The following is a 13,287-nucleotide window of genomic DNA, read 5'->3' as shown; positions in this document are numbered from 1 at the left end:
AAACTCCAGATTCGAGTGTTTTACGTTTTTACGATTCTGGAGAATCGTTATACATTATTTGGTTCAAACCAAATACCATCTTCTTTCATAATTTCAATCAATTCATTAACTGCATTATCAGAATGAACTGATTTTTTCACTACTTCTTGACCTCGATACAATGAAATCTTGTCCTTTCCAACACCCACATAACCATAATCGGCATCAGCCATTTCACCCGGACCATTCACGATACAACCCATAATACCAATTTTTACGCCTTTCAAATGTTCCGTTCTTTTACGAATCATAGCAGTGGTTTCCTGCAAGTCAAATAACGTTCTACCACAAGATGGACACGAAATATATTCTGTCTTGCTCATACGGGTACGAGCAGCTTGCAAAATACCAAAAGCTGTTGAATTGTAACTTTTTGACAAGGCTAAAAGTTCTGATTTTGAAGATAATTCTGGCATTTTCAATAAAATACCGTCACCCAAACCATCAATTAACAAACCTCCGCAATCGGTGGCAGAAAATAACTGAAAATCACTTTCTGGTAAATTTTCATATTCTCTTAAAATTACAACAGGAAGCGTAATCTTATTTTCAATCAATTCAAAGAAAAATCTCCTCAATTCTGGCATTGCGTGTGCATTATCTGTTTGTACACACAAAACCGTTTTAGTTTCAACTTTTAATAATGAAATTGTTTTCTCATCTAATTCAGCAAGAGAAAGCTTTAAAAAATTAAGACTTTCATGTTTCAGAGCCGTCGATTCTACAAATTCATTTAAAGAAAATAATGGAATTTTGTTGATTTTATCGGCTTGTTCTTTCCAAATACTATAATCCAAAATTTCTTTTAATCCCATTGGCAACATGAATTTCGCAGGATTTTGAGCGGTGTAAATGTAGTCAGCTCCTAAATCATTCATTGTCCATTTATCAGGCAAAGGCAAATAAAAATGTCCAATCGTTTTTAAATCATCATGTTCCGAAACTTCAATTTGCGAATAATCAGCAATAACCCTTGGTACATTATGACCACCAAAGTTTGCTACTTCATGCGTTGTTCTTCTGTGATATTGAAAGGGATTTATTGGTGAATCGAATTTCAGTTGTGAATTGATAGTTGTGAGTTGTGAGTTAAAATTCGCAATCAATTTTGAATTTTCTTTTCTATTTGAATATCTATCAATTAAAGCTTTTGCCACAGGAGCTTCCAGTTCTGGGTCTTCTGTTAAGCTAACTCTTACAGTATCTCCTAAACCGTCTTCCAATAATGTACCAATTCCAACGGCAGATTTAATTCTTCCATCTTCGCCTTCTCCAGCTTCTGTAACACCTAAATGCAAGGGATAAGGTTTTAAACCTTCTTCGTTCAGTTTTTTGCATAATAAACGATACGCCTCCACCATCACTTGTGTGTTAGAAGCCTTCATTGAAAGAACGATATTATCATAATTTTCGTCTTCGCAAATTCTCAAAAACTCCAAAGCAGATTCAACCATTCCGAGTGGCGTATCTCCGTACCGACTTAAAATTCTATCACTTAACGAACCATGATTTGTACCAATACGCATGGCAGTACCATATTCTTTACAGATATTTACTAAAGGCAAAAATTTATCCCTGATTCTATCTAATTCAGCCTGATACGAAGATTCGGTATAATCTATGGTTTCAAAACGCTTTTTGTCAGCATAATTACCGGGGTTTATTCTAACTTTTTCAACCAAGCGAGCTGCTAATTCTGCTGCATTTGGCGTAAAGTGAATATCGGCAACTAATGGAACGTTATATCCTCTTACTCTTAACTCTTTACGAATATTATCTAAATTTTGAGCTTCTTTTACCGATGGTGCAGTAATACGTACATATTCGCAACCAGACTCAACCATTCTAATGGTTTGTTCTACCGACCCAATGGTATCCATCGTGTCAATGGTAGTCATTGACTGCACTCTTATCGGAAAATCTGAACCCATCGGTACATCGCCAATATTGACAGTAATGGTTTTACGGCGAGAATACTCCGTTAATGAGTTGGCATAACGGTTTCCGTTTTCAATAAGGTTTACTACTTGTGAGTTATTGCTTGACATTTTTTTGCTTTAATCGGATTATTTTCAATGATTTAGGGATAATTATTTACTCCAGATATTTGATTTCAATTTCAGTTAGACCTGTAACTTTCAAAATATCATCATCTGACATTCCAATATTTTTCAAATTCTGAGCAATTTCTAAGGCAACTGAACGCTTCATTTTCAAAGATGCTACCTTCGTTGATTCTTTTTTCTTTGCTTCCGCCAATTCTACAGGCGATAAATCTTCAAAGCTAATTAAGTCAACTACTCGCTTTATTCCTTCATTTGATTCATTTACATTCGGTCGTTCTGGACTGTGAATTGATTGATAAATTAAATCTAACCAATCTCGAATTCTTTTAGGAGTTTCTTTATCAGGATGGTTTGGATTTAGACATACGAATTGATGACCATAAATATCTCTTTCCTCTCCCTTAAATGTTTTTGGATTGATATTCACCATTAAAAATTCATCTTTTACTGGTTTGCCGTTTTTCTGATTAATTGAATATGGTGCAGTCAAAACTACTATCATATACACTATCTGTTCAATTCCATATTCTGCACTACGTCTTTGTTGTTCGGCAATGACCATAAAAAAGTAATGTAAAAATCTATCGAAATTATGGTCGTACTCTACTTTTTGAATTTCAATCACTACTCGTTTATCAATTGTTTCTGCAAAAATATCAAGCTCAAAATCTATATGACCAATTTTAGGATTAAACTTTTTTTCAGTTTCAATAGTATCAATTTCAACATCAATTTCTAAAATATCTTTAACAAACTGTTTAAAAACAATTTTATCAGTAAAGGCTTTTTTGAAAATAACTTCGTTATCTAAATTTCCGAGCATGATTATCGTATTTTGATTTCTTTACAAAGGTAAAAAAATACCTCGACAAACTTATAACGTTTATCGAGGCATGATAGTTATGATTAATTGGTATTTTTAGTTAGTTCATTAGAACCTCGAATATGAATTATCTTTGATTTTTCAATATTCTCCTTTGTTTTAGTTATAATATTGAGAATCACCGTTTTTTTTATTTTCTTTCCAACTACCAATAAATCTTTGCTATCAAATTGTTCAATTTTCAAAATATATGAAGAATCAATTTTATTATATTTTTGGTTTTTCACTAACTCATTATTGACCATGAATAAGGCAGTTTTGTACTTGGAATAATTTGCAGCAATTGTACTAAAATATATCCAATTAAACTTATGGCTTTTTTTCGTGTTAATAAAAACCTGTCCATTTGTTCCAGCTTTATTTCCAATTCGTAGATTATCAATAAATAAAGGGTCAAATTGGGGAATGCCTACACATTCAACCGAATCTAAATAATAGGTTGGTTCTCGATTCTGAGCATTGTTCTGTGAATATAATTTCAAACTATAAATTGAAATTATTAGGAGGACTACAATTTTCTTCATGCTTTATTAAAAATCGCCAAAAGTATCCACTAAGTATTTTTGAACAATTGAAATATCTCCTTTAGATGTCAAATCTGGTACGTTTTCCTCCACAGAAACTGTAATTACCTTTTTCTGATTTTCACGAGCCATTTTCATTACCGCACTTGGCAACTCACGCTCATTACGCACAGGATTAAATGGTTCTTTGGTTACATATTCCAAAATGTCATCATAATTGAAATGAAATACATTCATGTTTACACCAATTTTACCATTTGCATCTTTGGCAGAATCAATTTGTTCGTCGTTTGGCTTTTCAATAATTTCTACCAAATAACCTTCTTCATCGGCTTTAATAACCGCAAAGGCTTTTACACGTTCAGGTTCAACACCCAACGCAATACTTTCATAAGAAACTACGGCATTTTGAATTGGGTTTTCTTTTAAAAGTGTCAAAACTTGTACTGAATACAAATTATCAGAATTACAAACAGTAAATCTTCCACCTTTCCAATCAGGCGTTTGTTCTAAAGCTTGTTGAATAGCATCGGCAGTTCCTGCGGGTTTTTCACGGTCTGCTGCGATTTGTTGTGTAGCATATCTAAACTTCATTCCCCATGCTTTTCCATCCTCCACTAATTTATCATAATAAGGCTTTGTAACGGTATCTTTCGGATTTTTCAAGATTAAAACCTCATCGTATCCTGCTAAATGAGCATTATAAATAAGGTAATCCATAAAAGGTCTTCCGTCTTTCCCAACGCCAATCATTCCTTTTGGAAGTGTATTAGCTTGTTGTACCAAAGCTGAATCAAGTGCTTCTGAACCTTCAACTTTTTTCATTCGTGACGACATTCCGCCCGCCATGATTAATAATTTTGCCATTTATTTTTCGTTCTATTTTTTACTTTTTTAATCTTCCTTTGTTCCTTCATCAACTCGAATGATGTAAGCCCTCCCACCTTGATTTTCAATGGCTTTCGCTACTTCAAGAGCATTTTGAGGAGCATAAACAAACATACAACCACCTCCGCCAGAACCATTTATTTTTCCTCCTAAAGCTCCTGCGTCTAAACCCGCTTGAATCATTCTATCAATTTTAGGGGTTGAAATTTTCAATTTATCTCTCAAATTATCTTGATGAATATTCAGTAATTCACCTAAATCTTTATCATTAAATGACGGAGATTTCAATAAATCTAAAGCTTTTACCAAAATATCACGATTAGCAATATTTGCCTGAATTAAAGCAAATTCTTCTGTGGTGAGAAGTTTTTCATAATCGGCTAATTCTTCTGGATTTGTAGTAAATAATGAATATTCTGGATTGACTTTCTTTATTTTATCAATTGCTTCAATTACTCCATATTTTACTCTTTTCAATATGCCAACGGTGTCTTTCGGTTCTTGCGAATCACCTAAAACAAATGTACCTAATTGGGGTTTTAAAGTCTCTACCTTAATTTTTGGGGTAGATTCTAAATAAATAACATTTCCAACCGCAGTTGAATAATGGTCCATCATCCCACCTGCTTCTTTAAATTCTGCCACCTCTGCCTGATAGGCAATTTCAGCAATGTTTTCTTCAGAAAGAACTTTGGGGTTATCAGCAACTTTTGTTAAGAAGTGAATCCAATTAACTAATAATGCCGAAGAACTTGAAGTTCCAGAATTGATAGGAATATTTCCTCTAACAGTACATTCTACACCATTCTGAAAGGTATAACCATTTCTTTGCAAGATATTTAAAGCTGATTTAAAATAGTCCCTTTTTGAAGTATAGGGCATTTCTGGAAAAATATCAAAACTTACATTTCTTCTAATATCTGGTAAATGAATAATGGCTTTTGACTCATGGGAAGAATGACCTTTAATATTAACTCTTCGTGAAATAGCCGCCGCAATAACAGGTAAACCTAAATAATCTTGATGCTCTCCAAAAAGGCAAATTCTACCAGGAGTTGATACACTAATCGTATTTTTCATTCAAATTTCGGCAATAAATTACTGTGAAATTAGTAAAAACAATTTATAAGTAAAAGTAACACAGACTTTAGTCTGTAAACAACTTACAGACTAAAGTCTGTGTTACACTAATACTCATCAGTCAAAGCAAAAATGGGTTTGTTAGTTTTCCATTTTCCACGAGTAAAATTAAGTAAAAGTAACACAGACTTTAGTCTGTATGTAAAATTACAAAACTTACAGACTAAAGTCTGTGTTACGTTAATACTCATCATTTAAAGCAAAAATGGGTTTGTTAGTTTTCCATTTTCCACGAGTAAAATCTGGAATTTTGATTGGTGCTGAACCTTTCGCAATTGATTCTTCTGACAGAGGACTAATCGCCGACCATGCGGCTGCATCATATACGTCAATTGGTGGAGCAACATTTCTTTTAATAGATTCGATAAAAGCTCTAATCACAAAAAAGTCGATTCCGCCATGACCCGCATTTTCGGCACTTTGTGCGTGTGTTTTCCAAAGTGGATGGTCGTATTTTTCTTGATATTCTTTAAAATCGTCCCAAGTGTGTGGCTTTTTACTAATTCCTTCCAAGTAAATATGATTGCCGTCATTCATCCAAAGACCATTTGTTCCTTGTACTCTAAAACCTAAAGAATATGGACGTGGCAAGTTGGTATCATGCGTAATCGTTATGGTTTCACCATTAGCACATTTTATATTGGTTGTTACAATATCTCCTAACTTAAACTTCACTTTGGCATTTGGGTGATTCTCTCCTCCTTTTTTTACAATATATTCATGCAAACCCATTGATTTAGTTGCCATTGAGGTCAAATACAAAAACTGATTTCCACGATTTATATTTAACATTTCTGCTACTGGGCCTAAACCATGCGTTGGATATAAATCTCCGTTTCTATCTACGGAATGTTGAGTTCTCCAACGAGCTTCTGAAATGGCTTTTTCTCCAAATTCTACACCTCCGCCATAATATTGTTTACCGTCGTTAAATTTTACTTCACGTAAATCATGCTGATAACCGCATTGTGTGTGTAATAAATCTCCAAACATATTCTGACGCACCATATTCAATACCGCCATTACATCACGACGATAACAGACATTTTCGAGAATCATACAATGTGAGCCTGTCTTTTCGTAAGTATTTACCAAATCCCAAGATTCTTGCAAAGTTACCGTTGCCGAAACCTCCACTGCGGTATATTTCCCTGCTTTCATGGCAACAACTGCCATTGGAACGTGCCATTCCCAAGGCGTTGCAATGACGATTCCATCTAAATCATCACGTTTAACCATATTCTCAAAATCGTGTTCTCCATTCTTATAAACAACAGGCTCTTTCCGATTTTTTGATTTAATGAGGGCTAAAGTCTTATCAATTTCAGTCTGGTTGATGTCGCAAATCGCATTAATTTCTACATCAGGTCTAAAAAGTGCTTGTTCTACGTGGTTACGCCCTCTCAGACCGACACCAATAAAGCCAAGTCGTACTTTTTTCTCTTCTTTTTCCTTTCCAAAAATGACGTTGGGTAATACAATTGCGGAAGAACCCGCCAAAGCAGTATGTTGCAGAAATGCTCTACGTTTCATAGTTTTTGAGATATTAATGAAGTTATTTTATTTTTTCGTTAAGTTACAAGACTTTTTTGAACTACTCCCGTTTCAAAGGTGTTTTTTCAATGTATGTTCATTTTTCAGAATTTTGTTTAATTATTTTAAAAACTTATTAAACAAAACCAAACAATTTTGAAAACATACAGTTGTAATAATAAAGAACAAACGCAGATTTAGTTTAATAGTGTTGCTGACAACCTTTCAGACGACTTTTAAACTTGGAGACTAAATCCCCGAAAATTGTCTCAATCCTTTAATGAATTAGCTGACCCTTGAAGGATAACCAATTTCATAAAAACATAAAAAGCATGACGCAAAAAAAAGTGGCGGTGTTTAGAAAAGAGCATTTTAATGCCGCTCACCGTCTGAATAATCCGAATTGGTCGGATGAGAAAAATGAACGTGTCTATGGAAAATGTAATAACTATAACTTTCATGGGCATAATTACGACCTAATAGTACAAGTAACAGGGGAAATAGACCCAGAAACAGGGTATGTAATGGATATGAAAATTTTGAGTGAATTGATAAAGTGTGAAGTTTTAGATAACTTTGACCATAAAAATCTAAACCTTGATACCGAAGAATTTAAAGATTTGAATCCGTCCGCTGAAAATATTGCCATCGTCATTTACGATAAACTTAGAGACAAAATCAACAAAAACTTTGACCTTAAAATTAGATTGTATGAAACCGAACGAAACTTTGTTGAATACCCTATTGGTTGATAACAACAAAAAAATTATGTTTACTGACGAAGAAATTGGCGATGAGCATATTATGACTTCGGTGGATACTCCCATGCGTGACGATGCTTTTGAAATGAGCGATGAAGAAAAAATGGCTCAAATTGAATATCATTTTCGTCAAATTATGGAAACATTAGGCTTAGACTTGAAGGATGATTCTTTGAAAGGAACGCCCAAAAGAGTGGCTAAAATGTACGTAAAAGAGATTTTTAGCGGTCTTGACCCTAAAAATATGCCATCGGTAGCACTTTTTGACAATAAATATCAGTACAATGAAATGTTAGTAGAAAAAAATATTTCTTTCTATTCAAACTGCGAACATCATTTTGTACCCATTTTTGGAAAGGCTCATGTAGCTTATATTGCCAACGGACAAGTCATCGGACTTTCTAAATTAAATAGAATTGTGCAACACTTTGCCAAACGTCCACAAGTACAAGAACGTTTGACCATGCAAATTGCCAAAGAATTACAGAAGATTTTAGGTACAGAGGACGTGGCAATTATGATTGATGCCAAACACCTTTGTGTGGCTTCACGTGGGGTGAAAGATGATACCTCCTCAACAATTACAAGTTATTATGGCGGTAAATTTCAGGACGATGCAACTAAGGCGGAGTTTTTGAAATATATTTCGTAATTCAGAATTTTCTGAACAATATTTCTTTATAATATCCTGTGGCTGAGTTTCTCAGCCACAGGATAAACTTAATTATCTTCTTTTGGAATATAGCGGACAACTTCAACGCCAAATTTCCTCAAAAACTCAACTCCTTCGTCTTTACCAATTCCTTTATATTCTGCATAAGAATTAAGGAAAATTACCTTAGAAATTTTCATGCTATAAATAATTCTGGCACAGGCAATACAAGGCGATAAAGTTACATAAATCGTTGAACCTTCAATGAATGCTCCATTTTTGGCAGCATATAAAATCGCATTTTGTTCTGCATGAAGTGCCAAAGAGCAACTTCCTTTTGAGTCTCTTTCGCAACCATCAATTGGAAATTCAATATCGCAATTGTGTGTACCTGCGGGTGGACCATTATAGCCAATTGAAATAATGCGGGTATCTTTAGTCAAAACTGCCCCAACTTGTGCTTTGATACAATGTGAACGTTTGGCAAGATTTATCGCCAAGTCCATAAATATATCGTCAAAATCTGGTTTTTGCATATTTGGTGTTTTTAGCATAGTAGTTTAAAGTTCACTTTCATAAACTTTAAACTCACTAATATTAATGATGAACTCCTCCTTCACCATGAACGTGTCCGTGTTCAATTTCAGACTGAGTAGCATCTCTAACACCTAAAATAGTACCTTTAAAGAACATTTCTTTGTCGGCTAAAGGATGATTAAAATCCATTCTTACAAAGTCAGCTTCTACGGCTAAAACTCTACCGTTCAATTGATTACCTCTATCATCAGTCATTGGTAAATAGTTCCCAACTTCCAACATTTCTTCAACGTATTCACCGTCAACTTTAAAAATATCTTTAGGTAATTCAACAACCGCAGTTGGGTCATATTCTCCGTATCCATCTTCTGCTGGAATAGAAAATTCAAAGGTGTCACCCACAGAAAGACCTTCAATATTTTCTTCAAAGGCTTCAGGTAAGCCACTCATTCCCTGAATGAATGCCATAGGGTCTTCTTGCTCAACGGTTTCGATTAGTTCTTTTTCTCCATCGGCATCGGTTACTGTCAATTCATACATTAACGTAACAACTTTTTCATTCGTAATTTGCATTATGCTAAGTTTTTAAAATGATTCACGAAGTTAATCATATCCCATAAAAAGGTAACAGTTTTTGCTTAACTTTATGATTAAGAAATTAAAAAAACTATCCATTTGAATTTTTTAGCACATACTTATCTCTCTGGGAACGATGACGACCTTAAAATTGGCAATTTTTTAGGCGATTTTGTAAAAGGTCGTTTAAATAAATTACACAACTCACCGTACTCACAAGGCATAATTAAGGGAATGGCTCTGCATCGAGAAATTGACTTTTTTACAGATTCACATCCCATTGTTAGGCAAAGTATAGACCGCCTACAACCCAAATACCGTAAATTTTCGGGAATCGTTGTTGATATGTTTTATGACAATGTTTTTGCTAAAAATTTTACAGATTATTCGGAAGTAAATCTCTCTGAATTTAGCCAACAATTTTATGATTTATTGATACTCAGAAAAGACGAAATTCCAGAACCAATGGACAGAATGGTAAATTCAATGATTAAAAGAAATTGGTTTACAAGTTATGCGACTTACGAAGGGATTGAATGGTCTTTGAAAGGAATTTCTCAACGTTTGAGCTTTAAATCAGGCATTGAGAATGCCACTGAGGATTTGAAGAATGATTATGAACTGTATGAAATTGAATTTAAAGAGTTTTTCCCTGAGTTAATTGAACATTGCCAAAAGTTTATCAATGCTAATGCTTAGATTGTTAATTTTACAAGCCAAAACCTAATCTCTATTACAAAAATGCCTAAATCTGCTGCTGACGTTTTAAAAGATTTAAAGAAAAAAGTTTACGCTCCACTGTATTTATTACACGGTGATGAACCGTATTATATCGACAAAGTGTCGGATTTTATTGAAGAAAATGCCCTTTCCCCTTCCGACAGAAGCTTTAATCAATTTGTGTTTTTTGGGAAAGATTTAACTGTTCCTGCCTTAATTTCACACGCAAAACGCTTTCCGATGATGGCAGAACGCCAGTTGATTTTGGTGAAAGAAGCCCAAGGTTTACAAGGAATTGAGCAGAAAGAAATGCAGGTGGCTTTAGAAAATTATGCAAAAAATCCGTTATCGTCCACCATTTTAGTTTTGGTTTTTAAGGCTTCTGCCGATGAACGAAAAACTTGGGTAAAAACATTTGACAAAGCAGGGATTTTAATGACTTCTAAGAAGTTTTACGACAACAAAATCCCGGATTGGATACTTGAATATTGCCATGAACATGGTTTAAAAATCAGTCGAAAAGCCATTGAAATGTTGGTAGAAAACGTTGGGAATGATTTAAAACGTTTGGCATCAGAAATTGACAAAATCATGCTCAATTTGCGAATTGACGAAGAAATCAACGCTCAAGTTGTAGAAAAATATGTGGGTATTAGTAAAGAATATAATTATTTTGAATTTCAGAAAGCGTTAATAAACAGAGATGTTTTGCGAGCAAATCAAATTGTTAATTTCTTTGCTGCCAATCCCAAAGATAATCCGCTTGCCCCAATCGTATTATTGCTTTATAATTTCTTTTCAAAAGTGCTTCTCACTCATGCAACACAAGATAAATCGGAGAGAAATTTAGCGGTGGTTTTAGGGGTAAATCCTTTTTTTACTAAAGATTATATTTCTGCCATTCGTAATTATAATTTGGCAAAAGTTGTACAGATTATTGGTGAAATTAAAAAGTTAGATTTAAAGTCGAAAGGCGTAGAAAGTGGTTCTTTGAGCGATGGTGAAGCATTAAAAGAAATGACCTTTAGAATTTTGCACTAATTATTTAAAAAAAAGTTTTCTAAAACATTTAAAAGCATCTGAGGTTAAAAACTTAGATGCTTTTTTGTTCACTTTCATTTAAAAACAATCATGTCAAAAAATATATTAATCGTTGGTGCAAGTTCTGGAATTGGCTTTGAAGCCGCTAAAATCTTATTAAGCAAGGGTTATAATGTTTACACGGCTTCGAGAAATCAGCCTGATTTAGCAGGAATTACGCACCTTGTTTGGGATGCACAAAATCCAGACACAAATGCTTTTGCAAACCTTCCAGAAACCTTAGATGGAGTCGTTTATTGCCCTGGAACTATAAATTTAAAGCCTTTTCATCGTTTGAGTCAGGAGGATTTCAAAAATGATTTTCAAATAAATGTCTTAGGAGCGATTTCAGTCATTCAAGCGGTTTTACCTAAATTAAAAAAGGCTGAAAGTGCTTCTGTGGTATTATATAGCACTGTGGCAGTGAAAGTTGGAATGGGTTTTCATGCTTCTGTGGCGGCATCAAAAGGAGCTATTGAAGGCTTGACGCTATCCTTAGCTGCTGAATTAGCACCTGCAAAAATCAGGGTCAATTGTATTGCTCCTTCTTTGACAGATACACCGCTGGCAAAAAATCTACTTTCAAATGATGAAAAGAAAGAAGCGTCAAATAAAAGGCATCCAATCGGGCGTTTTGGTACATCAGCAGACATTGCAAACATTACCACTTTTTTACTTTCAGATGAATCGACTTGGATTACAGGACAAGTTTTGGGCGTTGATGGCGGAATGGGGTCTATAAAAATGATGTAACTTGATGCTTACGCATCGAATAATGTATTTTTTGCCGATGCGGAAGTAGCGGATTACAGACCATTTAAAAAATATTTTGGGCGATTCATCCCAATTTGACAAACAGCATCAAAGTTTTATGTACTTTGGTGCTGTTTTAATTTTCATCCTTAAACAATTTAACAAATGAGCTTTTTATTATTCTTTTTCGTTTTAGCAGCCGTAGTGGTTTTTCTCTCTATTGTTGTAGTCAATCAAGGTACGGTAGCAGTGATTACTATTTTTGGGAAATACCAAAGAATTATGACACCGGGTTTGAACTTCAAAATTCCATTTATTGAATTTATTTTCAAGAGAATTTCAATCCAAAACCGTTCGATGGAGCTTGATTTTCAAGCCATTACTGCCGACCAAGCCAATGTTAATTTCAAAGCTATGTTGGTGTATGCCGTTGTTAATCAAGACGAAAATACCATTAAGAATGTAGCTTTTAAATACATGGATGAGCGTTCTTTTATGCAAGCACTCATTCGCACGGTTGAAGGAACGATTAGAGCTTTTGTGGCAACCAAAAGACAAGCTGAGGTTTTATTATTACGTGGTGAAATTGTTCAAAATGTAAAATTAGAATTAGACGAAACGCTTGAACAATGGGGTTATCATTTGATTGATTTACAGTTGAATGACATCGCTTTTGATGAATCTATTATGCGTTCAATGGCTCAGGTTGTGGCATCGAATAACTTGAAAGCAGCCGCAGAAAATGAAGGTCAGGCATTATTAATTACCAAAACGAAAGCTGCCGAAGCGGAAGGAAATGCTATCAGAATTTCGGCAGAAGCAGAAAAAATTGCGTCTCAATTACGTGGACAAGGTGTGGCTCTTTTCCGTGAAGAAGTGGCAAAAGGTATGGCAGAGTCAGCGAAAGTAATGGCAGATGCTAACTTAGATTCTTCATTAATTTTATTCTCAATGTGGACAGAAGCCGTTAAACATTTTGCAGAACAAGGTGAAGGAAACGTTATTTTCTTGGACGGTTCAACCGAAGGAATGGAAAAAACGATGAAACAAATTATGGCAGTTCAGCAACTGAAAAGCAGTGATTTGAATAAGTAATTTTGAATTAAAAAAGCAGAATGGAAATCCATTCTGCTTT

14 protein-coding genes are annotated in these 13,287 nt (G+C 34.4%); 6 read left to right on the top strand and 8 right to left on the bottom strand.

Annotated elements, in window-relative coordinates; translation table 11 throughout:
• Positions 1–47: 47 nt before the first annotated feature.
• The 6 genes from ispG to LV89_RS09405 form a co-directional block, all read right to left on the bottom strand.
• Positions 48–2,087, bottom strand: a complete 2,040-nt coding sequence (gene ispG, locus LV89_RS09430) for a (E)-4-hydroxy-3-methylbut-2-enyl-diphosphate synthase (RefSeq protein WP_109742640.1) — start codon at positions 2,085–2,087, stop codon at positions 48–50.
• 46 nt (positions 2,088–2,133) lie between these two features.
• Positions 2,134–2,928, bottom strand: coding sequence for a PD-(D/E)XK nuclease family transposase (locus LV89_RS09425; RefSeq protein WP_109742639.1), 795 nt, complete (start codon positions 2,926–2,928; stop codon positions 2,134–2,136).
• Positions 2,929–3,011: 83 nt separating this feature from the next.
• The gene (locus tag LV89_RS09420) at positions 3,012–3,512 is read right to left on the bottom strand and encodes a hypothetical protein (RefSeq protein ID WP_109742638.1); all 501 of its coding nucleotides are present in this window, start codon (positions 3,510–3,512) and stop codon (positions 3,012–3,014) included.
• Between the two features lie 6 nt (positions 3,513–3,518).
• Positions 3,519–4,379, bottom strand: coding sequence for a sugar phosphate nucleotidyltransferase (locus LV89_RS09415; RefSeq protein WP_109742637.1), 861 nt, complete (start codon positions 4,377–4,379; stop codon positions 3,519–3,521).
• A gap of 27 nt (positions 4,380–4,406) precedes the next feature.
• Positions 4,407–5,480, bottom strand: a complete 1,074-nt coding sequence (locus LV89_RS09410) for a mevalonate kinase family protein (protein ID WP_109742636.1) — start codon at positions 5,478–5,480, stop codon at positions 4,407–4,409.
• A 240-nt stretch (positions 5,481–5,720) separates the two neighbouring features.
• Positions 5,721–7,073: a Gfo/Idh/MocA family protein gene (locus tag LV89_RS09405; protein WP_109742635.1), complete on the bottom strand. Its 1,353-nt coding sequence runs from the start codon at positions 7,071–7,073 to the stop codon at positions 5,721–5,723.
• 332 nt (positions 7,074–7,405) lie between these two features.
• Here LV89_RS09405 and LV89_RS09400 point away from each other — a divergent pair, with 332 nt between their 5' ends.
• Together LV89_RS09400 and folE are read left to right on the top strand one after the other, a co-directional pair.
• Entirely contained in the window at positions 7,406–7,825 is a 420-nt protein-coding gene (locus LV89_RS09400; RefSeq protein WP_109742634.1) for a 6-pyruvoyl trahydropterin synthase family protein, read from the top strand.
• Positions 7,785–8,486: a GTP cyclohydrolase I FolE gene (gene folE, locus LV89_RS09395; protein ID WP_109742633.1), complete on the top strand. Its 702-nt coding sequence runs from the start codon at positions 7,785–7,787 to the stop codon at positions 8,484–8,486. The genes LV89_RS09400 and folE overlap by 41 nt, the downstream gene beginning before the upstream one ends.
• A 68-nt stretch (positions 8,487–8,554) precedes the next feature.
• Here folE and LV89_RS09390 read toward each other — a convergent pair whose 3' ends face one another.
• The gene (locus LV89_RS09390) at positions 8,555–9,022 is read right to left on the bottom strand and encodes a deoxycytidylate deaminase (protein WP_109742781.1); all 468 of its coding nucleotides are present in this window, start codon (positions 9,020–9,022) and stop codon (positions 8,555–8,557) included.
• A 61-nt stretch (positions 9,023–9,083) separates the two neighbouring features.
• Positions 9,084–9,596, bottom strand: coding sequence for an FKBP-type peptidyl-prolyl cis-trans isomerase (locus LV89_RS09385; protein ID WP_109742632.1), 513 nt, complete (start codon positions 9,594–9,596; stop codon positions 9,084–9,086).
• Positions 9,597–9,698: 102 nt separating this feature from the next.
• On the opposite strand from LV89_RS09385, the gene LV89_RS09380 reads away from it, so the two are divergent.
• The 4 genes from LV89_RS09380 (at position 9,699) to LV89_RS09365 (ending at position 13,247) form a co-directional block, all read left to right on the top strand.
• Positions 9,699–10,298, top strand: coding sequence for an acyl carrier protein phosphodiesterase (locus LV89_RS09380; RefSeq protein WP_109742631.1), 600 nt, complete (start codon positions 9,699–9,701; stop codon positions 10,296–10,298).
• Between the two features lie 42 nt (positions 10,299–10,340).
• Positions 10,341–11,360, top strand: coding sequence for a DNA polymerase III subunit delta (holA, locus tag LV89_RS09375; RefSeq protein ID WP_109742630.1), 1,020 nt, complete (start codon positions 10,341–10,343; stop codon positions 11,358–11,360).
• Between the two features lie 90 nt (positions 11,361–11,450).
• Positions 11,451–12,152: an SDR family NAD(P)-dependent oxidoreductase gene (locus LV89_RS09370; protein WP_109742629.1), complete on the top strand. Its 702-nt coding sequence runs from the start codon at positions 11,451–11,453 to the stop codon at positions 12,150–12,152.
• A gap of 165 nt (positions 12,153–12,317) precedes the next feature.
• Positions 12,318–13,247, top strand: a complete 930-nt coding sequence (locus LV89_RS09365) for an SPFH domain-containing protein (protein WP_109742628.1) — start codon at positions 12,318–12,320, stop codon at positions 13,245–13,247.
• Positions 13,248–13,287: the final 40 nt, after the last annotated feature.

This window comes from Arcicella aurantiaca, assembly GCF_003148625.1.
GTDB classification, from domain to species: domain Bacteria; phylum Bacteroidota; class Bacteroidia; order Cytophagales; family Spirosomataceae; genus Arcicella; species Arcicella aurantiaca.
Note: the sequence above shows the minus strand (reverse complement) of the source record. Positions and strands in the feature narration are given on the sequence as shown.